This is a genomic window from Haemophilus sputorum CCUG 13788 (assembly GCF_000238795.1).
Lineage (GTDB): Bacteria > Pseudomonadota > Gammaproteobacteria > Enterobacterales > Pasteurellaceae > Haemophilus_A > Haemophilus_A sputorum.
Genome location: NZ_AFNK01000053.1, coordinates 1 through 26,873, shown reverse-complemented (window position 1 = coordinate 26,873; position 26,873 = coordinate 1). Strand labels below are relative to the sequence as shown.

The 26,873-nt window shown below is 39.9% G+C and carries 31 protein-coding genes and 1 pseudogene; 7 read left to right on the top strand and 25 right to left on the bottom strand.

Annotated features, from left to right (window positions below):
- Positions 1 to 4: 4 nt before the first annotated feature.
- The 7 genes from hinT to HSP_RS0106855 form a co-directional block, all read right to left on the bottom strand.
- Positions 5 to 370, bottom strand: coding sequence for a purine nucleoside phosphoramidase (hinT, locus tag HSP_RS0106885; RefSeq protein ID WP_007524766.1), 366 nt, complete (start codon positions 368 to 370; stop codon positions 5 to 7).
- 13 nt (positions 371 to 383) lie between these two features.
- On the bottom strand, positions 384 to 971 hold the full coding sequence (gene rnhB, locus HSP_RS0106880; protein ID WP_007524108.1) for a ribonuclease HII: 588 nt from the start codon (positions 969 to 971) through the stop codon (positions 384 to 386).
- A gap of 2 nt (positions 972 to 973) precedes the next feature.
- Positions 974 to 2,011 (bottom strand): small ribosomal subunit biogenesis GTPase RsgA, encoded by a 1,038-nt coding sequence (rsgA, locus tag HSP_RS0106875; protein WP_007524798.1) that lies wholly within the window; start codon positions 2,009 to 2,011, stop codon positions 974 to 976.
- A gap of 47 nt (positions 2,012 to 2,058) precedes the next feature.
- Positions 2,059 to 3,246 carry a BaiN/RdsA family NAD(P)/FAD-dependent oxidoreductase gene (locus HSP_RS0106870; RefSeq protein WP_007525005.1) on the bottom strand — a complete coding sequence of 396 codons (1,188 nt, stop codon included), beginning with the start codon at positions 3,244 to 3,246 and terminating at the stop codon, positions 2,059 to 2,061.
- Positions 3,246 to 3,596, bottom strand: coding sequence for a DsrE/DsrF/TusD sulfur relay family protein (locus HSP_RS0106865; RefSeq protein WP_007525475.1), 351 nt, complete (start codon positions 3,594 to 3,596; stop codon positions 3,246 to 3,248). Before HSP_RS0106865 ends, HSP_RS0106870 begins: the two co-directional genes overlap by 1 nt.
- 104 nt (positions 3,597 to 3,700) lie before the next feature.
- Complete coding sequence (gene ispG / locus HSP_RS0106860) at positions 3,701 to 4,819, bottom strand: flavodoxin-dependent (E)-4-hydroxy-3-methylbut-2-enyl-diphosphate synthase (protein ID WP_010129693.1); 1,119 nt, start codon at positions 4,817 to 4,819, stop codon at positions 3,701 to 3,703.
- 9 nt (positions 4,820 to 4,828) lie between these two features.
- Positions 4,829 to 5,935, bottom strand: coding sequence for a RodZ domain-containing protein (locus HSP_RS0106855; RefSeq protein ID WP_007525347.1), 1,107 nt, complete (start codon positions 5,933 to 5,935; stop codon positions 4,829 to 4,831).
- A gap of 212 nt (positions 5,936 to 6,147) precedes the next feature.
- Between HSP_RS0106855 and HSP_RS0106850 the strand changes: the two genes are divergently transcribed.
- The gene (locus HSP_RS0106850; RefSeq protein ID WP_007523990.1) at positions 6,148 to 7,695 is read left to right on the top strand and encodes a SulP family inorganic anion transporter; all 1,548 of its coding nucleotides are present in this window, start codon (positions 6,148 to 6,150) and stop codon (positions 7,693 to 7,695) included.
- A gap of 43 nt (positions 7,696 to 7,738) precedes the next feature.
- Here HSP_RS0106850 and trpD read toward each other — a convergent pair whose 3' ends face one another.
- On the bottom strand, positions 7,739 to 8,746 hold the full coding sequence (gene trpD, locus HSP_RS0106845) for an anthranilate phosphoribosyltransferase (RefSeq protein ID WP_007524372.1): 1,008 nt from the start codon (positions 8,744 to 8,746) through the stop codon (positions 7,739 to 7,741).
- A 90-nt stretch (positions 8,747 to 8,836) separates the two neighbouring features.
- Entirely contained in the window at positions 8,837 to 9,523 is a 687-nt protein-coding gene (gene ung / locus HSP_RS0106840; RefSeq protein WP_007524588.1) for a uracil-DNA glycosylase, read from the bottom strand.
- 187 nt (positions 9,524 to 9,710) lie between these two features.
- On the opposite strand from ung, the gene grcA reads away from it, so the two are divergent.
- Both grcA and HSP_RS0106825 read left to right on the top strand, forming a co-directional pair.
- Positions 9,711 to 10,097 carry an autonomous glycyl radical cofactor GrcA gene (gene grcA, locus HSP_RS0106830; RefSeq protein ID WP_007524928.1) on the top strand — a complete coding sequence of 129 codons (387 nt, stop codon included), beginning with the start codon at positions 9,711 to 9,713 and terminating at the stop codon, positions 10,095 to 10,097.
- A 163-nt stretch (positions 10,098 to 10,260) separates the two neighbouring features.
- Complete coding sequence (locus tag HSP_RS0106825) at positions 10,261 to 10,710, top strand: LexA family protein (RefSeq protein ID WP_007525172.1); 450 nt, start codon at positions 10,261 to 10,263, stop codon at positions 10,708 to 10,710.
- A 58-nt stretch (positions 10,711 to 10,768) separates the two neighbouring features.
- On the opposite strand, the gene iscX is transcribed toward HSP_RS0106825, so the two are convergent.
- The 9 genes from iscX to HSP_RS0106780 form a co-directional block, all read right to left on the bottom strand.
- On the bottom strand, positions 10,769 to 10,963 hold the full coding sequence (gene iscX / locus HSP_RS0106820) for a Fe-S cluster assembly protein IscX (RefSeq protein WP_007524881.1): 195 nt from the start codon (positions 10,961 to 10,963) through the stop codon (positions 10,769 to 10,771).
- Positions 10,963 to 11,304 (bottom strand): ISC system 2Fe-2S type ferredoxin, encoded by a 342-nt coding sequence (gene fdx / locus HSP_RS0106815; RefSeq protein ID WP_007525072.1) that lies wholly within the window; start codon positions 11,302 to 11,304, stop codon positions 10,963 to 10,965. Before fdx ends, iscX begins: the two co-directional genes overlap by 1 nt.
- An 11-nt stretch (positions 11,305 to 11,315) precedes the next feature.
- Positions 11,316 to 13,169, bottom strand: coding sequence for a Fe-S protein assembly chaperone HscA (hscA, locus tag HSP_RS0106810; protein ID WP_007525237.1), 1,854 nt, complete (start codon positions 13,167 to 13,169; stop codon positions 11,316 to 11,318).
- A 45-nt stretch (positions 13,170 to 13,214) separates the two neighbouring features.
- Positions 13,215 to 13,847: a DUF2625 family protein gene (locus HSP_RS0106805; protein ID WP_007525449.1), complete on the bottom strand. Its 633-nt coding sequence runs from the start codon at positions 13,845 to 13,847 to the stop codon at positions 13,215 to 13,217.
- Between the two features lie 42 nt (positions 13,848 to 13,889).
- A complete protein-coding gene (hscB, locus tag HSP_RS0106800; RefSeq protein ID WP_007524572.1) occupies positions 13,890 to 14,411 on the bottom strand; it encodes a Fe-S protein assembly co-chaperone HscB in 522 nt (173 codons plus the stop codon).
- A gap of 23 nt (positions 14,412 to 14,434) precedes the next feature.
- Positions 14,435 to 14,758 carry an iron-sulfur cluster assembly protein IscA gene (gene iscA, locus HSP_RS0106795; RefSeq protein ID WP_007525107.1) on the bottom strand — a complete coding sequence of 108 codons (324 nt, stop codon included), beginning with the start codon at positions 14,756 to 14,758 and terminating at the stop codon, positions 14,435 to 14,437.
- Between the two features lie 60 nt (positions 14,759 to 14,818).
- Complete coding sequence (iscU, locus tag HSP_RS0106790) at positions 14,819 to 15,202, bottom strand: Fe-S cluster assembly scaffold IscU (RefSeq protein WP_007524657.1); 384 nt, start codon at positions 15,200 to 15,202, stop codon at positions 14,819 to 14,821.
- Between the two features lie 118 nt (positions 15,203 to 15,320).
- Positions 15,321 to 16,547: an IscS subfamily cysteine desulfurase gene (locus HSP_RS0106785; RefSeq protein WP_007524212.1), complete on the bottom strand. Its 1,227-nt coding sequence runs from the start codon at positions 16,545 to 16,547 to the stop codon at positions 15,321 to 15,323.
- A 56-nt stretch (positions 16,548 to 16,603) separates the two neighbouring features.
- On the bottom strand, positions 16,604 to 17,053 hold the full coding sequence (locus HSP_RS0106780; protein ID WP_010129689.1) for an Rrf2 family transcriptional regulator: 450 nt from the start codon (positions 17,051 to 17,053) through the stop codon (positions 16,604 to 16,606).
- Between the two features lie 452 nt (positions 17,054 to 17,505).
- Between HSP_RS0106780 and HSP_RS0106775 the strand changes: the two genes are divergently transcribed.
- Positions 17,506 to 18,894: an outer membrane protein transport protein gene (locus tag HSP_RS0106775; protein ID WP_010129687.1), complete on the top strand. Its 1,389-nt coding sequence runs from the start codon at positions 17,506 to 17,508 to the stop codon at positions 18,892 to 18,894.
- Between the two features lie 57 nt (positions 18,895 to 18,951).
- Positions 18,952 to 19,506, top strand: coding sequence for a methylated-DNA--[protein]-cysteine S-methyltransferase (locus HSP_RS0106770; protein ID WP_010129686.1), 555 nt, complete (start codon positions 18,952 to 18,954; stop codon positions 19,504 to 19,506).
- Here HSP_RS0106770 and cueR read toward each other — a convergent pair.
- On the bottom strand, positions 19,503 to 19,889 hold the full coding sequence (cueR, locus tag HSP_RS0106765) for a Cu(I)-responsive transcriptional regulator (RefSeq protein WP_010129684.1): 387 nt from the start codon (positions 19,887 to 19,889) through the stop codon (positions 19,503 to 19,505). The two genes, HSP_RS0106770 and cueR, sit on opposite strands and share 4 nt — an antisense overlap.
- Positions 19,890 to 19,971: 82 nt before the next feature.
- Between cueR and HSP_RS0106760 the strand changes: the two genes are divergently transcribed.
- Both HSP_RS0106760 and HSP_RS0106755 read left to right on the top strand, forming a co-directional pair.
- The gene (locus tag HSP_RS0106760) at positions 19,972 to 20,172 is read left to right on the top strand and encodes a heavy-metal-associated domain-containing protein (RefSeq protein WP_010129683.1); all 201 of its coding nucleotides are present in this window, start codon (positions 19,972 to 19,974) and stop codon (positions 20,170 to 20,172) included.
- Positions 20,173 to 20,216: 44 nt separating this feature from the next.
- Positions 20,217 to 22,400, top strand: a complete 2,184-nt coding sequence (locus HSP_RS0106755) for a heavy metal translocating P-type ATPase (RefSeq protein WP_010129682.1) — start codon at positions 20,217 to 20,219, stop codon at positions 22,398 to 22,400.
- A gap of 34 nt (positions 22,401 to 22,434) precedes the next feature.
- Here the strand turns inward: HSP_RS0106755 and lpxM are convergent, their stop codons facing one another.
- The 6 genes and pseudogenes from lpxM to HSP_RS10970 all read right to left on the bottom strand — a co-directional run.
- Positions 22,435 to 23,388, bottom strand: a complete 954-nt coding sequence (lpxM, locus tag HSP_RS0106750; RefSeq protein WP_010129681.1) for a lauroyl-Kdo(2)-lipid IV(A) myristoyltransferase — start codon at positions 23,386 to 23,388, stop codon at positions 22,435 to 22,437.
- A 21-nt stretch (positions 23,389 to 23,409) separates the two neighbouring features.
- Positions 23,410 to 24,102 carry an electron transport complex subunit E gene (locus HSP_RS0106745; RefSeq protein WP_010129680.1) on the bottom strand — a complete coding sequence of 231 codons (693 nt, stop codon included), beginning with the start codon at positions 24,100 to 24,102 and terminating at the stop codon, positions 23,410 to 23,412.
- Positions 24,102 to 24,734 carry an electron transport complex subunit RsxG gene (gene rsxG, locus HSP_RS0106740; RefSeq protein WP_010129679.1) on the bottom strand — a complete coding sequence of 211 codons (633 nt, stop codon included), beginning with the start codon at positions 24,732 to 24,734 and terminating at the stop codon, positions 24,102 to 24,104. Before rsxG ends, HSP_RS0106745 begins: the two co-directional genes overlap by 1 nt.
- On the bottom strand, positions 24,731 to 25,789 hold the full coding sequence (gene rsxD / locus HSP_RS0106735) for an electron transport complex subunit RsxD (RefSeq protein ID WP_010129678.1): 1,059 nt from the start codon (positions 25,787 to 25,789) through the stop codon (positions 24,731 to 24,733). Before rsxD ends, rsxG begins: the two co-directional genes overlap by 4 nt.
- Positions 25,790 to 26,539 carry a hypothetical protein gene (locus HSP_RS0106730; RefSeq protein ID WP_010129677.1) on the bottom strand — a complete coding sequence of 250 codons (750 nt, stop codon included), beginning with the start codon at positions 26,537 to 26,539 and terminating at the stop codon, positions 25,790 to 25,792.
- A pseudogene (locus HSP_RS10970) lies at positions 26,540 to 26,873 on the bottom strand (electron transport complex subunit RsxC); the annotation flags it as partial.

The window sequence follows — 26,873 nt, the reverse complement described above, 5'->3', positions numbered from 1 at the left end:
CCCTCTATTTTTTCGCTAACATCGCACCAAGTGGCTCACCGCCAACTAAATGCATATGAATGTGGAACACTTCTTGCCCGCCATGTTGGTTACAATTCACAATCAAACGGTAGCCATTTTCGGCAATGCCTTCCGCTTGTGCAATTTTCGCTGCTGCTGTAAATAAGCGACCAAGTGTTTGCTCATCTTCAGCTGTGACATGATTAACAGTTGGAATAAATTTATTTGGAATAATCAAAATATGGGTTTTAGCTTGTGGCGAAATATCACGAAAAGCAGTAACCAATTCATCTTGATAAACAATATCTGCCGGAATTTCTTTGCGGATAATTTTACTAAAAATTGTTTCTTGATAAGTTTTTTCAGTCATAACACTGTCCTTTTTATTTTAAATTTAAACATCTTGCCACTGGCGCAAAACTCTTGCGATGAAAAGGCGTAGCACCATATTGGCTTAATTTTTCAAAATGTAAAGCGGTCGGATAACCTTTATGTTTTGCAAATCCATATTCTGGAAATTGTTTATCTAACTCTGCCATTTCTAAATCGCGTGTCACTTTCGCTAAAATTGATGCTGCACTAATTTCTTGTACTAATGCATCGCCTTTTACCACCGCTTGTGCTGGCATTGACAAATTAGGTAAGCGGTTGCCATCAACCAATACAAAATCAGGCGTGATGCTCAAGCCTTCCACAGCACGCTGCATTGCCAACATTGTTGCATGCAGAATATTAAGCGAATCGATTTCTTCTGGCTCAGCTCGACCTAATGACCAACAACGGGCTTTTTCTTTAATTTCTTCAGCTAATGCCAAACGCTTTTTCTCTGAAAGTTTTTTAGAATCAGTCAGCCCCATAATCGGCTTTTGCGGATCTAAAATAACTGCAGCAGTCACTACTGCACCCACTAACGGGCCACGTCCTACTTCATCCACGCCGGCAATCAGTTTTGCTTTTGGATAAATAAACATAATTAGGCAATCTCCGTTCTGAAATGGCGCTGGCTCTTACTTTCGTTTCGACTTTCAATTAAACGATGGTAGTTTTCAAAACGAATCGGATCAATTTTACCTGCTTCCACTGCTTCGCGTAATGCACAACCAGGATCATTGCCGTGTTTACAATCCCTAAATTTACAAGTACCTAGCACTTGTTGGAATTCGCGATAACCTTGCGTAATCTGCTCAGCTTCTAAATGCCACAAACCAAATTCCCGAATCCCTGGTGAATCAATTAAATTTCCCCCCTGTGGAAGATGATATAAGCGAGAAGCTGTCGTGGTATGCTGCCCTAGACCAGAGGTATCACTCACCACTCCTGTTAAAGCTTGCACTTCTGGCAATAACTGATTGATTAAACTTGATTTTCCTACACCAGATTGTCCCACAAAAATAGAGGTGCCTTTCGATAAATAGCTATCTAATGTAGCCATATTTTCGCCTGTATCAGCAGAAAGCAATAATGTTTCGTAACCAATTTTTTCATAAATAGAGAGTTGTGCTTTTACCGCTTCGCGCTCTTCTGGGCTTAATAAGTCAATTTTATTCAGTACAATCAACGCGGGAATGCCTGCCGTTTCGCAAATAACCAAATAACGGTCAATAATGTTAAGCGATAAGGTTGGCAACACAGCAGAAACAATAATAATCTGATCAATATTCGATGCCATCACTTTAATGCCATCATAATAATCAGGGCGAGTTAACTCATTCTTGCGTGGATAAATCGCTTCAATCACACCTGAAATACCTTGCAGTTGCGCGGTTCCTTGTCGCCAAGAAACCACATCACCGACTACCACATTTTTTAGCGTTCGGCGTAAATTACAACGGCAAATCTCTCCATTAGGCGCTTCAACATCAGCATGCTTCGCATGTCGCGTAACTACGATGCCCGTTTGCACTTCGCCAAGCATATCTTCTTGCCACTCAAACTCTTTTTTACTGATTCGTTTATGGTGGTTAGATTGAATACGGCGCTGTTGATTTTGCGTTAATCGTCTTTTACTCAAATTCTGTTCTCAATCAAAAAAATATATAGGTATGCTACCATTTTTGCCTAAACGCGACAAATACCCTGCGCACAAGCAAAAGCCGAAGACCACGCCCATTGGAAGTTATAACCCCCGAGCCACCCCGTTACATCCAAGACCTCACCAATGAAATATAAGCCTTGAACCTTTTGGGCTTCCATTGTTTTAGAAGAAATTTCGGCAGTATCCACACCGCCCATGGTCACTTCTGCAGTGCGATAACCTTCTGTACCATTTGGTAAAAATGCCCAATGATGAATCCATTGTTCCAAATGTGCCAGTTCAGCTTTAGAAAGTTGGGCTAACGTATTTTCTTTTAACCAACCTTGCTCAAACCATAATTCAACCAGTTTTTTAGGCAAATAACGCGCTAAGACTGTTTTAAGCTGTAATTTCGGCGAAGATTGACGCAACTCTTGTAAAATATCGGTAATCATTGCGTTAGGTAACAGATCAATTTCAACACTTTCGCCCATTTGCCAATAGTTAGAAATCTGCAAAATTGCGGGGCCAGAAAGCCCGCGATGGGTAAACAACATCTGATTGCTAAAAGTTTTTCCTTGATTGCTGACACTCACTGGCAAAGAGATCCCAGATAAACTTACAAAAGGCTTATCACTCTCTTTCCAAGTAAAAGGTACAAGGCTGGCTCGTGGTGCCACAACATTTAGGCCAAACTGTTCTGCCAATTTATAACCAAAAGGTGTCGCGCCAAGCCCCGGCATCGAAAGTCCACCGGTGGCTACAACTAAATGAGGGGTTTGGTAACGAGCACAAGCGGTCTGAATTTCAAAACCATTTGCAAATTTTTCGACAGAAATGACCGCTTGTTTTAGCAAAATTTCGACATTGCCTTTTTGACATTCTGTTTCTAGTAATTTAACGATTTGTTCAGCCCCTTCATCACAAAACAGCTGCCCCAATTCTTTTTCATGGTAGCTAATGCCATATTGTGCAACGAGTGCAATAAAATCCCACTGGTTATAACGTGCCAATGCTGATTTAACAAAATGAGGATTCTGGCAAAGATAATGCTGTGGTGTCACTTCTAAATTCGTGAAATTACAGAAACCGCCGCCCGACATTAAAATTTTACGACCGATTTTCTTGCCATTATCTAACACAAGCACACGCTTGCCCGCTTGACCTAATTGCGCTGCGCAAAACAGCCCTGCTGCGCCAGCGCCAATAACAATAACATCAATATCTTGCATTAGAAATTCAATACCTTATCGGCTTGCATTGTCCAGTCTGCTAACTCAATCAATGTCCCAATTTCTACCCCTTCAGCTAAAGGAAGTTCAGTTATACCACGCGCATTCGTACAAGTTTTACAAAGTTTCACTGTAGCGCCTTGTGAGGTTAAAATTTCTAACATTTGCTGTACATGATAGCCTTCTGATGGCGCTTGTTTAGCAAGACCACCGACCACGGCATCCGACATTAAAAAGATGTTAATTTCTGCTTTGTGCTGTTCTTGAATTTGTAGTGCTAAACGTAAACCACTGAAAAAACTTTCATTGCCATATGGGGCAGAATTGATAATAAAAAGTAATTTTTGCATATTGTTCTCCACAGGAAATTGTCATTTTGAAAGAAACCAAGAAATAAAAAGAAAAAAGCGGTGAAATTTGCAAATGTTTTTACAAACTCCACCGCTAGATACGATTAGCCTATCGGGGTAATTTCGATACGTTGCGCTTGTTCTGCAACTCTTGCTCGAATTTTCGCTTCAAGTTGGTCGATGAGTTTATCGTTATCGAACCGTTCTTTTTGACGCACGCCATCAAGATAGAAACCGCTCATTTTATTTGAACCAGTCACACCAAGATCTGAAACTAATGCTTCACCCGGGCCATTTACCACACAGCCAATAATGGAAACATCCATTGGTGTTAAAATATCTTCTAGGCGTTGCTCTAATGCATTTACCGTTGCAATCACATCAATTTCTTGACGCGAACAAGTTGGGCAAGCGATAAAGTTAATACCGCGTGAACGAATGCGTAATGATTTCAAAATATCGAAACCCACTTTCACTTCTTCAACTGGATCCGCTGCTAGCGAAATACGTAAAGTATCTCCGATTCCTTCTGAAAGGAGTAAACCTAAGCCGATAGCTGATTTCACCGAACCTGCGCGTGCGCCACCGGCTTCAGTAATACCTAAATGCAATGGCTGCTCAATCGCTTTTGCTAATAAACGATAAGACTCTACCGCAAGGAATACATCGGATGCTTTTACGCTTACTTTAAATTGATCGAAGTTGAAACGATCTAAAATATCTACGTGGCGTAATGCAGACTCTAATAATGCTTGTGGAGTTGGTTCGCCATATTTTTCTTGAATATCACGCTCCAATGATCCAGCATTAACCCCAATACGAATTGGAATATTTTTATCCTTCGCACAATCAACCACAGAACGAATACGCTCTTCGTTACCAATGTTACCTGGATTGATACGCAAGCAATCTACGCCATACTCTGCGACTTTAAGCGCAATTCGATAGTCAAAGTGAATATCCGCCACTAGTGGCACTTCTACTTGTTGCTTAATTGCTTTAAACGCTTCTGCGGCATCCATCGTTGGTACAGAAACGCGAACAATATCTGCACCCACTTTTTCTAAGGCTTTAATTTGCGCGACGGTTGCTTCAACATCCGTAGTGCGGGTGTTAGTCATAGACTGAACTGAAATCGGTGCATCGCCACCGACAGGAACTTTTCCAACCCAAATCTTTTTGGATTGACGACGTTTAATCGGCGATTGGTGTACTGCTGACATGAGAAATTCCTATTGTAATGGAAGTTTAATACGTGCAACACGTCCGTCAATTTTTAACGGAACTTCTTCACCTTTATAATAAATCTTAACATTTGCTGGCGCGCCGATAGTTAAACGGTATTGTTCATTCTCGTTAAAAGTTAATACTTCACCAGAAGTATACAGTTTTTCCGCTAAACTTTTCTTACTGCTTGCGCCTTTTACTGTAATCCAGCTTTCTTTGCCAGTTACCTCAATACGTAATAATGCATCAATAGGAAGTGCTTGTTGTGGTGCTTGCTCTTCCGCAACAGGTTGTTCTGTCGTTGCGTTATTTTGTTGCAATACATTTACTGCAGATTCAGCATTTGCAGTAGGTTCTGCATTTTCGACCGCTTGAATGCTTTGTTTTTCGCTTTCAGTTTGCGCTGCTGTTTCAGTTGGCGCAGTCACAGCAGGTTGTTCAACCACTGGCGTTTCTGTTTTTACAGGCCCTACTGCTTGCTCAGTTTTTGCTACTTCTACAGCAGGCGCTTCCACTGTTGGTGTACTTTCTTTTGATGCTTCAACTTTTACAGGCTCTACTGCCGGTTGAGCAGCTGTTTCTACTGTTTTGTTTTCTGTTTGTAGCGCGGGTAAGGCAATCTCATTTTTCGCTGGCGCTGCATTATTGGTTTGTTGTTGAGTTTCTTGGTTTGCAGCAATCACAAATTGATCACGGTTTGCTTGCTCTTTTTGATAATCTTGATACCACCAAACCAATGTCATTCCTAAAGCACCCAATAAAATCGCGATGGTTAAATATTTTACCCATTGAGTTTGAGATTTTTGTTTCACTTTAGACGGTTGCGCGTTATTGATTACCGTTTTAGGTAAAATGACCTCTCCATAATTAACGCTAGACACTAAGCCTTCAGGCAAACGTAAAAAACGAACATAGTTACGCACATAGCCACGCACAAAAGTAGGCGCTACATTTTGTAGTACAAAAATATCGTTTTCTAACGATTCAATATGCGATTTTTTTAAATTCGTTTTCTTCGCCACGTCTTCCACAGAAAGACCGAGCGCTTCACGCGCTTGTTTTAACTGTTGTCCGAGCGAAAGTTCCGAGGTTGTGTTAAGAGATTCGGTCATAAAATATAACTCTTTAAAAATTGAACAAAAAATTACTCGAAAGTTTAAAGAGGATAAGCATTTTTTGCAATGCCGATGGACAAAATTTGCAAAAAAATTCAATTCAAGCGGTTAAATTTATAAAAAAATTGATAAAATCTGATATAGGCCAAAAAAATGATTCAAAATTAAGCGTAGAATAATGTTTTTAACCATTTCCTCCATAGGATGTTATGAATACCAGCAAAATCCAACTGTTAAAGCAAAACTTTGCCTCGGGCTTAGTTGTGTTTCTTGTCGCATTACCGCTCTGTTTAGGCATTGCGTTGGCTTCAGGTGCGCCGCCACTGTCAGGGATTATTTCAGGCATTGTTGGGGGAATCATTATCGGTACCCTCAGCACTTCACATATTAGTGTTGCAGGCCCTGCTGCTGGGCTTGTTGCGATTGTTTTGGCAACGATTAACCAATTACACTCTTTTGAATTATTTCTTTGTGCAGGTATGATTGCAGGCATAATGCAAATTACACTTGGTTTTTTGCGTGCGGGCAGTATTACTAACTATATTCCCGTTGCGGTCATTGAAGGGATGCTTGCCGGTATTGGTATTCTAATTATTTTTAGCCAACTCCCTTACGCTTTTGGCAGTAAATTTAGCCTAGCGCAATTATCACACGCCTCAATTGATATTCACTTAGGCTCTCTTATTATTACGCTTATCTCTCTATTCATTATTATTGGCTGGGATAGCTCAACTAAGCTTAAACAAATTAAACAACTTCCTTCCGCGTTGATTGCAGTTATTGTAAGTGTGCTTATTAACCATATCTTTATTGCCACTAATAGCTATTTAGCTATTCCAAGCGAACAGCTAGTGCGCCTTCCCGTGATTGAAAACTGGAATGACTTTCAAACATTTATTACCTTGCCCGATTTTTCTGGTTTTAGTCATCAATTAGTTTGGATTACTGGCGCAACTATTGCTGTCGTTGCCTCTATCGAAACACTACTTTCGATTGAAGCCGCCGATCGCCTTGACTCAAAACGCAGAATTACCGATACCAACCAAGAGCTACGTGCACAAGGTGTGGGGAATTTGGTTTCTTCACTTATTGGTGGTTTACCTATTACAGCCGTAATTGTACGCTCTTCAGCCAATGCAAATGCGGGTGCTACGCATAAAATTTCAAGCATTATTCATGGTTTATTATTGCTTGTTTGTGTACTTACCATTCCGGCATGGCTAAATGAAATTCCATTAGCCACATTGGCTGCCGTGTTGATTTTAGTTGGCTATAAATTAGCCCGACCAGCCGTTTTTAAACATTTTTGGCATAAAGGCATTTATCAATTTATTCCATTTATTGCCACCGCTGCAGCGGTAGTGATATTTGATTTATTAAAAGGCGTTGGGCTAGGCTTAATTATCAGTATTCTATTTATTCTTCATGGCAATATGAAACGAGCTTACTATTTGAGCCGAGAAGAACTAGCCGAAGCAACTACCATTCGCTTAGATTTAGCTGAAGAAGTTTCTTTTTTAAATAAAGCGGCAATTAAGAAAACGTTGAAAAACATCCAACCAGATTCAACTTTAATCATCAATGCCGAAAGAACCTCTTACATTGCCTGCGATGTATTAGAGCTTATTGAAGATTTTGCTAATATTTATGCAAAAGAAAATCATATTCGAGTGATTTTAAAAGGCTTTAAAGCGGATTATGACAATACTGTCGATCAAAGTAGCAATATTCATGTTGAACACGGCAAACGGCTATAGACATGCGAAAAAGAAGGCAATCCGTGAGATTGCCTTCTTTTCTTTATGCGTTAAAGGTTGCTAATTTTTCTAGCGTTTCATATGCTTTTCCGCTTGCAAGTAGCGCTTTTACTTTAGCTGCATTGGCTTTGAGATCTCTTTCGCCAAAGGTTCGCATCAACATTGCTACGTTTACTGCAACTGCATCAATATGCGCGGGTTTTCCATCACCTTTTAATAAGGCTTTCAACATTTCTGCATTCTCTTCCGGCTCACCACCTTTTAAATCTGCTAACGAATGTGTTTGAATACCAAAATCTGCTGGCGTAACACTAAAATAATGAATGTTACCTCCTTCAACTTCTGCAACTAATGTTTCACCATGAACCGCCACCTCATCTAATCCTGCACCATGTACCACGATGGTATGCTCAGCACCTAAGGCTTTTACCGTTTCTGCATAAATTTTCAGAATATCTGGAGAATAGACGCCTAACATTTGACGTTTTGCGTGAGCTGGATTCACAAGTGGACCTAAAATATTAAACAAGGTACGCGTTTTTAATGCTTGGCGAACGGGTGCTGCATGGCGAAATCCCGAATGATAATGCGGAGCAAATAAGAAACAAAGATTCGTTTCATCCAATGCTTTACGCGCTTGCTCCGGTGAAATGCCTACATCAATGCCTAATGCCGAAAGCACATCGCTCGCGCCTGTTTTACTTGAAACGCTACGGCTACCATGTTTAGCAATTTTATAGCCTAAGGTTGCGGCAACAATTGCACTGGCGGTTGAAATGTTAATCGTATTATGTCCATCTCCGCCAGTGCCTACAATATCAGCAAAAGGATAATCTGGTGTTGGAAATGGCGTTGCATTTGCAAAAGCAGCTTCAACTGCTCCAGCAATTTCTTCAATGGTTTCACCACGAACTTTTAATGCAATCAAAGCGCCTGCTAATTGTTCAGAAGAAAGTTTACCTTGAATCACTTGATCAAAGAAAAAATGTGATTCAGCTTGCGTGAGAGATTGTGCATTAAATAATTTTTCTAATAATGATTCAGTTTGCATAATAATTCCTTATTTAATTGCAAAGATTTTGCACTATTAAAATAGTACATCAGCACAAAGTCAAGCAAAATTTCAAGCGGCCTAATTTTATTAACGATTTACCAATTCTACATTTAACGGGAGTTGCCATTGAATTGGTGAAAGTCCTTTTGATTCAAGATAATGATTCGCTTGTGAAAAATGATGACAGCCAAAGAAACCACGATGCGCTGAAAGTGGCGAAGGGTGTGGCGCTCTCAATACACAGTGACGATTTTGGTCAATAAACTGCCCTTTTTTTTGTGCATGGCTTCCCCAAAGTAAAAACACCAAATTTTCACGATACAAGTTGAGTTGTTCAATCACTTTATCGGTAAAGGTTTCCCAGCCAAAATTTGCATGCGAATGTGCTTGACCTTGCTCCACAGTTAACACAGTATTAAGTAACAACACACCTTGTTTTGCCCAATCAACCAAATAACCGTGATGAGGAATTTGAAAATTAGGAATATCTTGTGCAAGCTCTTTATAAATATTCACTAATGAAGGTGGTGGCGCTATTGGTGGCTTGACTGAAAATGCCAAGCCATGTGCTTGGTTTGGCCCGTGATAAGGATCTTGCCCTAGAATGACCACTTTTACGGCTTCAAATTCAGTTAGACTAAAGGCACTAAAGATCTCTGATTGTGGGGGATAAACCGTCTTTCCCGCTGCTTTAGCTTGCTGAACCTGTTGTAAAATATGTTGAAAATAGGTTTTTTGTTTTTCTTCACCAATCGCTTCTTTCCACGTTTTCATTTTTCTTCCTTCTTATTACAAACAATAACGAACATTTTTTAACCAAACAATCCATAAAAATGCTAAATGCTTAAATTTTTATCGCAATCTAAAACTAAAGGGGTATAATGCGCACATCAAATAAATTTGAATCTTTCAAATTATTTTATAAATCTGTTTATTTTTTCTCAACATATGGAGCTTTATCATGATTAAAGGCGTACAAATCACTGAATCTGCAAACAGCAACTTATTAAACTCTTTCTGGTTGTTAGATGAAGCAAAAAACGAAGCACGTTGCATTGCAGCAAAAGGTGATGTTTATAAAGAAGATCAAGTCGTTGCTATCAGCGAATTAGGTCAAATTTCTTACCGCGAAGTACCAGTAAACGTTGCACCAACAATCAAAGTGGAAGGTGGTCAACACTTAAACGTTAACGTATTACGTCGCGAAACTTTAGAAGATGCAGTTAAACATCCTGAAAAATATCCTCAATTAACTATTCGTGTTTCTGGTTATGCAGTACGTTTTAACTCATTAACGCCAGAACAACAACGTGATGTTATCACTCGTACTTTCACAGAAAGCTTATAATATCAGTTTTTCTTTTAACGCACTCAATAGAGTGCGTTTTTTATTGCCAGATCCTTTTTTAACTGTTTTTAAAACCACTGTAAAAAAATTCATAAAATATAGTTGACACTGTTTAGACAATCAGTAAAATACCTGTATAAACCGACAGTCAAGAGAGGAAATTATGGCAAGTCTTCGTCAACTAGATCCAAAACGTGAATTTTCTTATCAGCCTATGCCAATGTATCGTGATAAAGATTCAGAACGATCAATGAAATTAGATCTCAATACATTATGTATCAAACGCCCGACTGAAACCTTCTTCATTTTGGTAAAAAATCCAAATTTAATTGCTTGGGGAATTGAATTAGATGATTTACTGGTTGTAGAAAAAGCTTCAGAATACTTTGTTAATGATCTATTAGTTATTGAACAAGCGGGAGAGTATAAATTCTACCAATTCTTCAATGAAATCAATGGAGAGAAAATCCTATTCTCGCTAGACGCTAATTTACCAAATCGCCGTATTCAAGATTGGGAAGATATTACTATTTCAGGCGTCATTACCAATGTTGTTCATCAAATACGCCCGCGTTTTTCTCCAGTAATGCATGAAAAACGCTATGCAGCATGATGTTCATAAAAAATAAGGCATAGCGCTATATTGCTATGCCTTATGAATTTACTGTTTTTTATTCGTATTCTTCAATCCATTTCATTAGGATTGCTTCTAAAATTTGTTCATTAGAACCCTCTGGGTCATCATCAAAATCTTCTAATTCACAAATCCACTGATGCATATCAGTAAAACGCACCGTTACTGGGTTTAAATCTGGATCACGGTCATATAACTCTTCTGCAATCCGTTGAACATCTGTCCATTTCATTAGTGCGCGGCCTCATTTGCATGGTTTAAGTTATATTTTGGAATTTCAACGACTAAGTCTTCATCACCCACCACACATTGGCAAGATAAACGGCTATCCATCTCCAAACCCCAAGCCTTATCCAACATATCTTCTTCTTGATCTGTGGTTTCATTTAATGAATCGTAACCCTCACGAATCACAACGTGGCAAGTCGTACAAGCACAAGATCCATCACAAGCGTGATGAATCTCCACACCCGCATTATGGGCTAGTTCTAATAGGTTATCGCCTTTTTTTGCCTCAATAACCATACCTTCAGGACAAAATTCTTCATGAGGAAGAAAAACTACTTTTGGCATAAAATCCTCTTTTAAATAATTTCATCAACGGCTTTACCCGCTAATGCTTTTTGAATAGATAAATTCATTCGTTTGGCTGCAAATTCTTGAGTTGCAATATCAAGATCTTTAATGCCTTGTGCAATTGCAGCTCTATCGTTACCTTTTTTAGTCTCAAGCAATTTTTGAATTTCCGCTTCGATGGCTTTAAATTCTTCAACACTCAACACCACTGCCCCATCTGCTTGTAATGCAGAAATAACGGTATCAATCACACGATCGGCTTCAACACGTTGTTCAGCAAGCTGTCTGGCTTCCATATCTTCTTTAGCATTGGTCATTGAAGATTTAATCATCTGTGCTACTTCCTCTTCCGTTAAACCATAAGAAGGTTTAATTTGAATAGAAGCCTGCACTTTAGTTGATTTTTCCATTGCGGTTACACTTAACAACCCATCGGCATCTACTTGATAAGTAACACGAATAGTTGCTGCACCAGCCACCATTGGCGGAATTCCACGTAAAGTAAAACGTCCAAGAGAACGGCAATCTTCTACTAATTCACGCTCGCCTTGTAAAACGTGAACGGACATCGCAGTCTGCCCATCTTTTGCTGTAGTAAATTCTTGTGCACGCGCAACGGGAATAGTGGTATTTCGAGGAATAATCTTCTCGACCAAGCCACCCATTGTTTCAATTCCTAAAGAAAGCGGCACAACATCTAATAAAAGCATATCTGAATCGGGTTTATTTCCCACCAAAATATCTGCTTGAATTGCTGCACCAAGTGCAACCACTTTGTCTGGGTCAATGGAGGTTAATGGTGTTTTACCGAAAAACTCGCCTACCTGCTCACGTACAAATGGAACACGGGTAGAACCACCAACCATAACCACTTCTCGTACTTCATCCGATTCCACACCTGCATCTTTTAAAGCGCGGCGACAAGTCATCAATGAACGTTTTACAAGCGGTTGAATTAAATTATTAAATTGCGAACGGCTAACCGTGCCTGTCCAATTTGCAAATTTCACTTCAGTTTCGACCGCTTGCGAAAGCGCAACTTTAGTTTTCGTTGCAAGGGTCAATAACTCACGTTGCTCATTTGCATTTTGAGGTTGATAATCGGCTTGCGCTGCAATCCAATCAGCTAAAAGGTGATCAAAATCATCTCCCCCTAAAGCCGTATCTCCGCCAGTCGCCAATACTTCAAACACGCCACGACTTAAACGTAAAATGGAAATATCAAAAGTACCGCCACCTAAATCATATACAGCAATCACACCTTCTTGTCCGCTATCTAAGCCATATGCAATGGCTGCAGCCGTCGGTTCATTTAATAAACGTAATACATTTAATCCTGCTAATCTTGCAGCATCTTTTGTACTTTGGCGCTGTGCATCATCAAAATAAGCAGGAACAGTAATAACTACACCGGCCAATTCACCTGCTAAACGTTTTTCAGCAAAAGCATTGAGATAACTTAAAATATCGGCTGAAACTTCAATCGGGCTTTTATTACCCTGCAATGTTTGAATCAGTGGCAAGCCATTATCACTTGCAACAAATTCATACGGTAAATTTGGATAACGCTGGGTAACATCAGCTAAAGAACGACCAATTAAACGCTTAGCCGAAATGATTGTATTTTTTGGATCAACTGCTGCTAATGCAAAGCCTTCTACACCACAGGTTTTCTCATTTTTGCCATAATGCACAACAGATGGCACTAAAGCTCGCTCTTTCTCATCAAGTAATACTTGCGCTTGTCCACTACGTACCGTAGCGACTAATGAATTGGTTGTCCCCAAATCAATCCCTACTGCGAGTCTTGCTTGATGAGGTGCTGCTGTTTGCCCCGGTTCAGCAATTTGAAGTAATGCCATTATTTAATGTTCTCTCTTGAATTATCTTATTTTTATAAAAATAGATTAAGCTACTGAATATCCCATATTTTCAGGGGCAAATACGCCTTGATAGTGGCGTTCAATAGGTATAGCAATTTTACTTTCTAGATTAAAAATTTGATGCCCTTGCAGTTTTGCTACATCAGCTTGCCAATTTTCCCAACGTAAATCTTGATAAAAATCTGCTAAATCCCCTGCTAATGCCCAACCTAAGAATTCTGAATAACTTAAATTTAATGCTTCCCATGTTTTGGTTTGTGGTTGGTGATAATAAACCTGACCGACTTTATCACCTAAACCGCCCGCATTGATAGCAAAATATCCGCCAAGCACATCATCTGCAATCAATAAATAACTTGGCTGCTCTCCTGATTGTTTAAAGGTTTTACCAAAATTCCAATCAAATAACCCCCGAGGCAACTTTTCATTTCCTGAACCTAGAATACGCAACCAGCCGTGATCAATCAAAACACCGCCCGTTTCATATACTATTGCGCCTAACGGCGAACGCGTTGAAAGTTGCATACCAACTAAAGCAGCAGAAGCATCTTCAGCATAGCTTGGTAAAATTTCATAATGATTTTTAGCACTGGCAAACCAATCGCGTAAAATCAACCATGCTGAGTTTTTATCTAATAATTCTTCTAGGGTTTTCATTGGTAAAATTCCTCTAAAAATCAACCGCTTGTAAGCTTTACATTAAAAATCAAAAAACTTCTCTTCAACTTTTTCAATTTGGATCAGTAATTTTTTGAAATAGCGCAGACGATCAGTTAATGCATTCGCTTTCTGCCAATTTTTCTCAGCTAATAACGTTTCAAGTTGGGCTAATACCGCTTTTTGTTCAATTTTAATGGATTTCAAAAAATGCGTTAAAGCTTCTTCATCTTTACGGTGTTCAATACTTTCTAACTGTTCATGCCATTCCATCTGTTGCATAAGGAATTCCACATCTCGCATACTTTTTTCTTCTAAGTTTTTTGCGATGCCAGTTTCAATTTCAATAATCGCTTCAGCACGTAGAATAGGATCTTTTAACACCTCTAAAGCTGCATTAACATCTGCCGATTTTTGGATAGCAACTAGCTGTTCTGCTGCTGAACTATGGGCAAAATTATCTGGATGCAATGTTTTCTGTAAGGCTAGATAACGCTCAGAGAGTATTTGGCTATCTAAATTAAATTGAACGGGTAAATCAAAAAGTGCAAAAGGGTTGGTCATTTTTATTCTCTTATTAAGGCAAATTAAACGCTAAAACTTTCGCCACAACCGCATTCATTTTTCACATTCGGGTTGGAGTATTTAAAACCTTCATTAAGCCCTTCTTTAACAAAGTCTAATTGCGTGCCATCGAGATAAGTAAGGCTTTTTTCATCAACAATCACTTTTACGCCATGCTGTTCAAAAACATGATCATCTTCGTTTAATACATCGACAAATTCTAGTACGTAAGCTAACCCTGAACAGCCAGAAGTTTTAACGCCTAAGCGGAGCCCAATGCCTTTCCCGCGATTTTCCAAGAAAGTTCTTACTCGATTCGCAGCTGTTTCTGTTAATGTAATGCTCATGATGATTTTCCCGTTAAGAATGATGATAATGAAAAGTGCGGCAATTTACCGCACTCTTTATTATTTGTTGTGCTTTTCTTTGTAGTCAGCAATCGCTGCTTTAATCGCATCTTCTGCTAAAATTGAACAGTGCACTTTTACTGGTGGCAATTCTAATTCTTCTGCAATATCGCTATTTTTAATTGCGCCTGCTTCTTCTAATGATTTACCTTTTACCCATTCAGTAATTAATGAGCTTGATGCAATCGCAGAACCACAACCATATGCTTTAAAGCGCGCATCTTCAATAATACCTTCATCATTTACTTTAATTTGTAAACGCAAGATATCACCACAAGCTGGCGCACCAACCATACCTGTACCTACATCTGCCGCTTCTTTGTCAAAGGTTCCCACATTACGTGGATTTTCATAATGATCGATGACTTTCTCACTATATGCCATGTTAATTTTTCCTTCTATTTATTCCCCTCTTTAGTAAAGCGGGGTAGGGGAGATTTGTGTAATATTGATATTTTAAAATCTCCCTCAATCCCTTTTTTAAAAAGGGAGGTTAATGTTATTAGTGGTGATTCCACTCAATTTTTGATAAATCTACACCTTCTTTGAACATTTCCCAAAGTGGTGAAAGTTCACGTAATTTCACAATTGCTTTTTTCACTAATTCGATGGTGTAGTCAATTTCTTCTTCAGTTGTCCAACGACCTAAAGAGAAACGTATTGAACTGTGTGCTAACTCATCATTACGACCAATCGCGCGTAATACGTAAGATGGCTCAAGACTTGCTGAAGTACAAGCAGAACCTGATGAAACAGCGATATCACGTAATGCCATCATCAATGACTCTCCTTCAACAAAGTTGAAGCTAATGTTTAAGTTTGAGCCTACACGTTTACCTGGTTCCATTGAGCCGTTTACATACACTTCTTCAATATCTTTGAAGCCATTGTATAAGCGGTCGCGTAACTTGGTTAAGCGTGCCATTTCTTCGGTCATTTCTTCTTTCGCGATACGATACGCTTCGCCCATACCTACGATTTGGTGAACTGGTAATGTACCTGAACGCATACCACGCTCATGACCACCACCGTGAATGATCGCTTCTAAACGCACACGCGGTTTACGACAAACGTATAAGCCACCAATACCTTTTGGTCCGTATAATTTGTGGCTTGAGAAAGACATTAAATCTACTTTTAATTCTTGTACATTAACCGGCACTTTACCTACGGACTGGGTTGCGTCTACGTGGAAAATAATTTTACGAGAACGACACATTTCACCAATAGTTTTAATATCTTGGATTACGCCCATCTCATTATTAACGTGCATAACAGAGACTAAAATGGTATCTGGACGAATTGCTGCTTCTAATTTTGCTAAATCTAATAAACCATCTTGTTCAGGGTCTAAGTAAGTCACTTCAAAACCTTCGCGCTCTAACTGACGGCAAGTATCTAATACCGCTTTATGCTCGGTTTTTACTGTAATGATATGCTTACCTTTTGTTTGATAGAAATGCGCAGCCCCTTTAATAGCAAGGTTATCTGACTCTGTTGCACCTGAAGTGAAGACGATTTCACGTGCATCTGCACCAATTAAATCAGCGATTTGATTACGTGCAATATCTACCGCTTCTTCAGCTTCCCAACCGAATTTATGTGAACGAGAAGCTGGGTTACCAAAGATGCCGTCTTTGGTCATATATTGCATCATTTTTTGTGCAACACGCTCATCCATCGGGGTTGTTGCTGCATAATCTAAATAAATAGGTAATTTTACTGACATTATTACTCCTAACACGCTTAAACAAGCGGTCATTTTTTTGAATTTTTTACCAAAGGTTATTGGTGAACGTGATCATGACAGTGCGATTTTTCGCAATCATGATCTGAATTTTCCGCCACCAAATCTGCCATTGAAACTGTATCTAAGAAGTTACCAATAAGTATTTCAAGGCGCTCCCATAAATGATGCGTCAAGCAGCGTGAGTCATTTCGGCAATTACCGCTACCTTTGCATTTTGTGACATCCACGTTTTCGTTTACTGCAGCAATAACCATACCTACAGTAATTTCTTTCGGGCTTTTTTCTAATTTATAGCCACCACCTGGCCCACGAACGCTTTTTACAATACCTTCACGACGAAGTTGTGCAAAAAGCTGTTCTAAATAAGAAAGCGAAATTGCCTGACGATCAGCAATATCTGCAAGGCTCACAGGTTCATCTTTTCCGTGAATAGCGATGTCTAAAATGGCGGTTACTGCATAGCGCCCTCTTGACGTTAATCTCATAAGATCGTCCTCTATTAATGTTATTTTTAGTGACACTTACAAAGTGTAAGAATTTTGATATAACAGACTATTCTAGTCAAGGTTATTCTACTTACTTCAACTAATTGATATGAAAGGTTTTGCAAATGAATTGCAAATCAAAAAAGAAGTGAGCAAATCTTAAGTATTCTACGCCACTTTCGCCTTGAAATAAACTCATAGAGTGATTTTCATTTACAATTTTTCAAACACACATTTCATGGATTGGTATGAAGAATTGTTGAAGTTATTTTACCTCATTTTATTGATCTAAATCAAACATCAGCTCTGAACGCTGGTCGAACCACATAAAAAGTAAGTGTTTTTCAGGTTGCATAATCCCTAGCTGCTTCGTAGAATCGCGGAGTTTTTTATTGTTAATTTTTTGTTTTTTTCTGTAAATGAGAATGACACCTTAGGATTAGGATTTCCCCATGAATAAATTTTCAAAAACGCTTTTAGCTTCTTCTCTTTTTGTTTCAGCAGGCGCACACGCAGCCGCTTTCCAATTAGCAGAAGTTTCAACTTCTGGTTTAGGCACCGCTTATGCAGGTAATGCTGCTGTTGCTGATAACGCTTCAGTTGTGGCAAATAACCCTGCGTTAATGACTCAATTCAAACAAGCAGAAATGTCTGCAGGTGGCGTTTTGGTTCAGGCTGATGTGGATATAAATGGCACACTTGCTGGCACAGTAAATGCTTCACACAACAACATCATTCCAAAGGCCGTTGTTCCTAACCTATATTTTGTAACCCCAATCAATGATCGTTTTGCGATGGGGGCAGGAATGAACGTAAACTACGGTTTAAAATCTCGTTTTTCTCCTGATTACAGTGCTGGTGTTTATGGCGGTAATACTCGTTTAAGTGCAATTAACTTCAATTTAAGCGGTGCTTATAATTTAGGTTACGGTTTAAGCATCGGTGCAGGTTTAAATGCCATTTATTCAGATGCAGAAATCGTTCGTCATTTAGGCGTGGGTGGTAAATTATTAAATAGTCGTTTAGGTGCTGCAGCTGCAAATCCAAGAGTTCAAGCTGCATTAGCGGCAAATCCTGTACTTGCAGCGCAATTAAATAGTGCTGCAAAAACCTTAGCTCAAATGGATAATCATACCGAAGTTTCACGTTTAAGTGGTGATGAATGGAGTTTAGGTTGGAATGCAGGTATCGCTTACGATATTAACGAAAACAACCGCATTGGTGCAGCTTATCACTCTGCTGTAAATGTGAAATTTAAAGGTCAATATTCAAATAACTTCCCAACTGCATTTAATGCCTTATTACCACAACTTTCTGTGTTAGGCATTCAAGCGCCGGTTACTCAAGCAACTGGTGGCCAAGAAATCCCTGGTAATTTAACGCTTCACTTACCAGCTTATTGGGAAATTTCGACCTATCACAAAATGACTGATCGCTTAGCAATGCAGTTTAGCTATAAACGTACCGAATGGGAAAAATTCAAAAGCCTAGATGCTTACGGTAATGCAGGTAATACATTATTTAGCAAAGCAGAAAACTATAATGATGCATCTCGTGTCGCACTAGGTGTGTCTTATGATGTGAATGAGGCATTAACGCTACGCGCGGGTATTGCTTATGATGAAACAGCAAGCATCACCTCGCCATCTATCTCAATTCCAGATACAGACAGAACTTGGTATAGCGTAGGGGCAACTTACCGCTTCACCCCGAATCTTTCTACCGATTTTGGTTTTGCACACTTAAGAGGCTCACATAATACCTTTACCGAAGGTAGCGCCGTATTTAATGTGAAATCTCGTGCAAATCTTTATGGTTTAAATTTAAACTATAAATTCTAATCGATCCTTCTCAAAGGCGTGTTAATTTCTCACACGCCTTTTTTCATGGCACCAATTATGACTATTTATTATCAATATTATGCCTCTCCCGTTGGGCAGTTATTGCTATTAGCAAAAGCCGAAGGCTTAATTGCGATTGAATTTGCAGAAGAACAAGCAACGACTGACATTAGCACTTTTACGTCCGCTAGCCAAACAAGCGGTCAGATTTTAGAAATTTTTTGCAAAACCACCGAAATTTTAGACCGCTATTTTCAAGGCGAAACCATTGATTTTAGCCAATTAGATTTCCTTGCCCCACAAGGTAGCCCTTTTCAACAAGCTGTTTGGCAAATTTTGCGCCAGATTCCATACGGCGCTACAACCAGCTATGGAGAAATTGCTAATCAACTAGATAAGCCCAAAGCGATGCGTGCGGTAGGCGGTGCAGTTGGGCGTAATCCTATTTCGATTTTTATTCCTTGCCATCGCGTATTAGGCAAAAACCAAAGTCTGACGGGATTTGGTGGTGGGCTCCCAAGTAAGCGCTACTTGCTTGAGCTTGAAGGTATTTCATATCGCAATCAAGGCATCGAATACGTTAATCCCAAAACTAAAAAATGGAATCGTTAACTACTCAGCCCTGATAAAATTGAACATTCGTGGCTTTCATTACCACAACAGGTACTACTCCACCCTTTTAGCCGATCTAGCATTTGTTGCAGATCGGCAATTTTCTGTTCTAATTCAATGATATGTTGCTCTGTCAGCTGCTTAACTTCTCGGCTGGTACGTTTCGGATTATCGTTCAATGCTAATAATGCTTGAATCTGGGTCAGTGAAAAACCAACTTTTCTTGCATTATAAATAAAATTTAAACGCGCCAAATCATTTGAAGAATAGATGCGATAGCCTGCTTCAGAACGCTGTGTTTTTGGCAGCAAACCTGCTTTTTCATAATCGCGAATTTGCTTCGCAGATAAACCTGTTTGTTTGGCTATTTCACTAATGTTCATATTTCCCTCTTGACTTTAACCTAAGGTCAGGGTTTAGCATATCGGCAAATCATTTTTCTAGCAAACAAAATAAGGAGTTTTTATGACAATCACCTTAACATTATCCGGATTACATTGTGGCAACTGCGTCAAAAGTGTTGAAAAAGCTTTGCATGAAGTACCAGGCGTAGAAAAAGTTAGCGTCACACTCTCCCCACAACAAGCGATTGTTGAAGGCGAAGTAGAAGCGCAAACCTTAATTGATGCTATTGATGAGATTGGCTTTGAAGCAGCTATTGCATAAAGCTAAGAAAGGGGGAAACCCCTTTTATTTTTAGGAGAAAAAGAATGTCTGTTTCCGACAAATTAAATACGAATGAACAACAACTTTTAATTGATGGAATGCACTGCGCAGCTTGTGTTAAAAGAGTAGAAAAAGCCCTCAGCAAGGTTAATGGCGTCAATTTTGCTTCAGTCAATTTAGTCGATCAAATTGCGTTTGTACAAGGTGATGCCGAAGCTGAATCTTTAGTACAAGCGGTCGAAAAATTAGGTTTTCATGCAGAAATGCTTGAAAGTGAAGAAAGTCGCCGCGCCAAACAACAAGCCCAAACGGTGCGCACACTCTCACATAAAAAATGGCAATTTAGCTTAGCCCTTGGTGTTGGTGCAGGTTTAATGTTGTTAGGCTTTATCATTGGAATGCACCTTAATGAAGGTAATTATTTTGCTTGGTGGATAGCTGCTTTTATCAGCTTAGCCACGATGTATTTTGCTGGCCAAGATTTCTTTAAAGGCGCGTGGATGAGCCTAAAAAATGGCGCAGCGAATATGGATACCTTAGTCGCATTAAGTACTGGTGTGGCTTGGCTTTATTCGTTTAGCTTACTGCTTTTTCCACAACCTCATGCACCGCTCTATTTCGAAGCCAGTGTTATGATTCTTGGGTTTATTAGCCTAGGGAAATATTTAGAACTCAAAGCGAAACAACGCTCTTCGCTTGCCTTAGAAAAATTGCTTGATTTAGCCCCGAAACAAGCGGTCATTTTTGAAGAAAATATTGTAAAAACCATTCCAGCCAAAGGCATTAAACCTGAAATGCGAGTTCAAGCACTGACTGGCGATCGGATCGCAGTAGATGGCATCATTGAAAGTGGTTCAATTTGGGTGGATGAATCTATGTTGACCGGTGAAGCACTGCCAATTGAGAAAAAAGTTGGCGATGCAGTACATGCCGGCACGTTAATTGCGGACGGTGCAGCCATTTATATTGCCACTCAAGTAGGCTCAAAAACTGCGCTTGCTCGCGTCATTCATGCCGTTCGCCATGCACAAAGCAGTAAGCCACCTTTAGCAAAATTTGTTGATAAAATCGCAGCGGTTTTCGTGCCTGTCGTGGTGTCTATCGCGCTAATTGCCAGCCTAGTTTGGCTATCGCTTGGGAAAGATTTCGCATTTGCGCTTTCTATTTTCACTACGGTACTCATTATTGCTTGCCCTTGTGCATTAGGTTTAGCGATTCCACTTTCGACTATTGCCGGCGTTGCAAAAGTGGCAGAATTTGGCATATTGGTGCGCAATATTGAAGCACTACAAGCCGCAAGCGAAATTGATACCCTCGTATTTGATAAAACCGGGACACTAACCACAGGCGAAATGCAGGTGGTTTCCGTTGAAACTTATCAAGGCTTTGCTAAAGAAAAATTATTGAACCTCGCTTATAGCCTTGAACAGCAAGCCTCGCATCCAGTTGCTAAAGCGATTGTAAAATTTGCGCAACAATCCGATGCACAGCTTGAAACGGTGGAAAATGTTGAAGTCACGAAAGGATTAGGCATTTCGGGGAATTATCAAGGGCAACGTGTAAAAATAGGCAATGCGGCTTTCATTGGTATAGAAAGTAAAAATCATGCCAAACAAGATTTTGCTACCTTGGTCTATCTCTCATTAGATGGTGTGTTGATTGGGCAATTCTCTCTTGCCGATCAACTTCGCTCAGAAGCTAAAGCGATTGTGCAACAATGCCAACAAGCAGGCTATCATTGCTTGATGTTAACGGGTGATCGCCAAACCAGTGCTGAATATTTTGCTGCACAATTAGGTTTAAATGGTGTGATTGCTGAAGTTTTGCCAGATCAAAAAGCGGATAAAATTCGCCAACTACAAGCACAAGGGCGCAAGGTGGCAATGATTGGTGATGGTATTAACGATGCCCCTGCATTAGCCCAAGCTCATGTTGGTATTGCAATGCATCAAGGCTCTGATATTGCAATGGAAACCGCAGATCTCTCACTTATGCAACCAGGGTTAACCCCTGTTGCTAAAGTCCTGCCTTTTTCTCAACGTGTACTTACGAATATGAAACAAAGCCTACTTGGTGCTTTCATTTACAATATTATCGCTATTCCGATTGCTGCGGGCGTACTTTATCCATTTACAGGTTGGTTGCTAAACCCTATGATTGCAGCTATTGCGATGGCGATGTCTTCCATTACTGTTGTACTCAATAGCCAACGTTTACTTAAAGATTAAGCACATATATAAAAAACGCCCAAAAGGGCGTTTTTTAACGTCGGTAGATATCTTCACCATCTCGGCGTGTTTTGAGTAAACGTAATATCCAAACATATTGTTTTGGATCTTTTTCTACAAAATACTCTACCACTTCATTCATCGCACGAGCTGATTGCTGTTCGGTGCCATCAAAATGAATAGGCGGCAGAATTTCCATCACATATTTGCCTTTTTCAGCATTATAAGTCGCAAACATAGGAATCACTTCTGCTTTTGCCACTTTTGCCATTTTATTCAACCCTGGCAAGGTGGCTTTTTCCGTCGCAAAAAAATCAGCATAGACACTCAATGCTTCACCAAAATCTTCATCAGGTAAGAAATAGCCCATGTTGCCTTGTCGAACATCATTTAAAAACGGCTTAATCCCATTTTGACGGGTATGCATTTTACCGCCAAAGCGTTCGCGCGTAGCATTCCACAACCAATCGACTAATGCGTTACGATGAGGGTTATACATCGAAACCATTGGCATACCATAGGTATGTAACACAATGCCTGATGCATCAATTGACCAAGTATGAGGCACTAATAAAATAATATTTTTACCTTCAGCCTTCGCTTGTGTTAAATGCTCAAAACCACTAAATTCACTGCGTTGTTGCAAGTGCTTGACTGAACGCAATGCAATTTCGCCAATGCCTAACATGGTTTGCGCAACTGTCACAAACATTGCTTCAATGGTTTCTTCTCTTTTTGCCTCACTCCAATTGGGAAAGCAGTAACGTAAATTGACCAATGCACGATGATACTGTTTTTTATTACGCTTTTTTAAATAGTGATAAACGCGTTTGCCTAACCAAGCGGCTAACTTGTCGCGTACACGAAACGGAACATATGCAAACAGTACCAAGAACAGCACACCAAGCCAAACACCCCAATATTTGGGGAGCAAAAAGGACTTTAAAAATTGGTGTTCATACCCTTCTTGAGCAGTAATGCGTGACATAATTCTCTCTTCTATTGTAGGTTATTTTTTATCAATTAGGTTTTTAACTGCTAGCATAATACCTAAACCGATAAATGCACCAGGCGGTAAAATCGCTAAAAGCAAACCTGAGTCTAGGTGTAGCACATCTAAACGTAACGATTTTGCCCAACTTCCTAATAACAAATCTAATCCATCAAATAAAGTGCCGTTGCCCAATAACTCACGAATCGCCCCTAATAATACCAAGCTCATCGTTGAGCCTAAGCCCATGGTAAAACCATCAAAGGCCGCGTGTGCCACACTGTTTTTCGAAGCGTAAGCTTCTGCTCGTCCAATCACGATACAGTTCGTTACAATCAGCGGAATAAAAATCCCTAGTGATTGATAAACTGGATAAGCAAAGGCGTTCATTAACAACTGTACCGCGGTTACCACTGTTGCAATGACCATCACATAAATTGGGATACGGATGTCATTTGGGATAATTTTACGGAATAATGAAATCGCCGTATTCGTGCAAATAAGCACAAACATCGTTGCTAAACCTAGCCCTAGCGCATTCGTTACGCTATTAGACACCGCCAACAATGGGCAAAGTCCTAATAATTGCACTAATGCACTATTATTTTTCCAAACACCATCCCAAAACAGCGTTGACCAAACAGAAGGGGCTTGAGGTGTCACCTCAATTTGGGTTACCGGAATTTGATTTTCTTTAGATACATCACTCATTATTGGCACGCCTCAAATTGCTCTAACATTGCAGGGTTTTGCGCTAACTGGGTGACAACCCATTTTGCTTCTTGGCGAATATTATTTACCACTGCACGTGGGGTAATGGTTGCACCAGTGAATTGGTCAAATTGCCCACCATCTTTTTTCACCGCCCATTGCCCTTCATTTTCAAGACTAAATTTCTTATTCGTAAAAGATAAAATCCACTTAGAAATCCGCGTTTCAATTTTATCTCCAAGCCCCGGCGTTTCAGCATGCTGCAAAACTCGCACACCTAATAAAGTACCATCTGGTTGAATCCCAGATAACAATACAATATTACCTGAATAACCATCTGGCGCCGTTGATTGAATCGCATAAGCGGTCAGATTTTCTGCTTTTTTTGCAAAATAGATTTTATTTAAATATGGTGCATCTGGCAGATGTAACTGCTTGCACGTTGCCAATAAATCGTTATCAAAATAGCTTTGCGGTAGCACTTCTAAAAGCGATTCTCGCTGTTGTGCTGCTGCAACACTCTCAATTCGACTTTTAGTTAGCCAATAAACCGCGGTAGAAATCGCTGTGCAAACCAATGCAATCACGCCGAGGATAAACGCATATTTAACAGTAATTTTGGAAGCGCTCATTTTCTCATTCCATATAATCTAGGTTGGGTGTAATGGTCAATTAGCGGCACGCAAATATTTGCCAACAAGACAGAAAAAGCAACTGCATCCGGATAATTGCCATAATAGCGAATACAATAAACCAACAAGCCAATTAAGCCACCAAAAATAAGTTTTCCTTTTGGCGTAATGGAAGCCGTCACGGGATCTGTCGCAATAAAGAACGCCCCAAACATCATCGCTCCACTAAAGAGCTGCGCTATCACATTTAGATACGAGCCATTACCAAATAAATCTGTCAGCCCACTACACAGTACAAATACCACTAACATAGAAGCGGGAATTTGCCAGTGAATAATGCGTTTATAGATTAAAAATAAACCGCCTAATAAAAAGGCTAAATTCAGCTGCCACCAACCTTGCGCCCAACCATTGAAGATACCATCAAAGAAAATTGGCGATTGCTGAATTTCGCTTAAACTTAATTTCGCTAAACTGGTTTTGGCACTATCTAAAGGCGTAGCTTGGGTAATCCCATCAACACTTTCTACTAATTGATGTAAACTCAATCCATCGCTACTCACGCCACGGAAAATTAAGTGTAAGGCATCATTAAAAGTAGGTGGCTCACTTAATAGCGAAATTGGCACCATCCAAGCAGTCATTTGAACAGGGAATGAAACTAATAGCAACGCATAAGCAACCATTGCTGGATTAAACAAGTTCTGCCCTAAACCACCGTAAATGTGTTTAGCCATCACAATCGCAACCAAAATTCCAATCACGACCACCCAATAAGGCGCATAGGGCGGAATTGACATTGCCAAAATTAGTGCGGTCAGTATTCCAGAAAGATCTGCTATGTAAAATGTCATTGGTTTATGGCGTAACTTAGCAATAACTAACTCTAATACAGCCGCTAAACTAAGCGCAATCGCTGCTTGTACTAATACACCCGTACCAAAAAAATAACATTGCACCGCCAATGCTGGCACCATAGCCACCATGACCCATAGCATAAACTTGACTGTTAAATTGCTCCCATGTGTATGTGGGGAGCTCCCCATTTTAAACATCTAATTTTTCTCTCTTACAAAATACTGGTCGTTAAAACGATATTGAATCCATTTGTTCGTTGGCGTGCCTGAATTGGATGCATCTTTTTCAATTACAACAGGAAAACGCAACTTTTTACTCGTCTCATCATAAAAGAAATTCACTTGCTCCTGTTGCTCCCTTACCGTAGAAGGATCATATACAAAGCTAATCTCATTGGTGAACTTAGACGTTTTGATTAACTTCGCAGGCTGCAAGCCTTGATCTAGAATCTGATAAAGTTCAGCGGTTAGCATATGATTGCGGCCATCGCCAATACTTCGCCCCATGACCCAATAATATGTTTGTTGATTCAGTGAGGTTTGATGCACGCTTTCCACCCAATTAGAACTTTCTTGAAATTTTGTTTTCGTCTTACCTTTTAGCTGACGATATTGCCACATTGAACCAAAATCATGCATTGTGCCACCGGTTTGCCAATCCCAAGAAAAGATTCGCAACCGCTTATCTTCAGACATTTCTACTCGAATGCCCGCTTCTTGCACTTTAGAAAAATCACATTGCCAGCTCTCTGGTGCTTTTAAAAATTGCAAAGTTTCCGTAAAAAGTTTGGTTTCACGCTCAAGCACTTCATCATCAAAATGATCAAAATAAGAGCCAGCATTTTGCATTTTTTGATAATGAATCGTGAGTTTCTCATCTATTTGCGCACAGTTCTGCGCCCAAGTAGGCAAACTTAACACGGCAATCAATAAAAATAATGGCTTCATTTATGCCTCTCCATTCTCATTAAATTGCTTCTCTGCTTTCTTTGCTTTTGCTCGAGCAATCGCTGCAGCCACAGCTGCTTTACGCGGATCTGTAGGTTCAGCAGATTTTGCAATCTCTTCCGATTTTTCGACCGCTTGTTCACCACCTGCTTGCGCTGCTTTTTTCGCTCTCGCACGAGCAAGTGCGGCTTCAACGGCTGTTTTGCGTGGATCATTAGGTTCTGCTGGTTTTGCAATTTCTTCCGATTTTTCGACCGCTTGTTCACCATCTGCTTGCGCTGCTTTTTTCGCTCGTGCACGGGCAAGTGCGGCTTCAACGGCTGCTTTGCGTGGA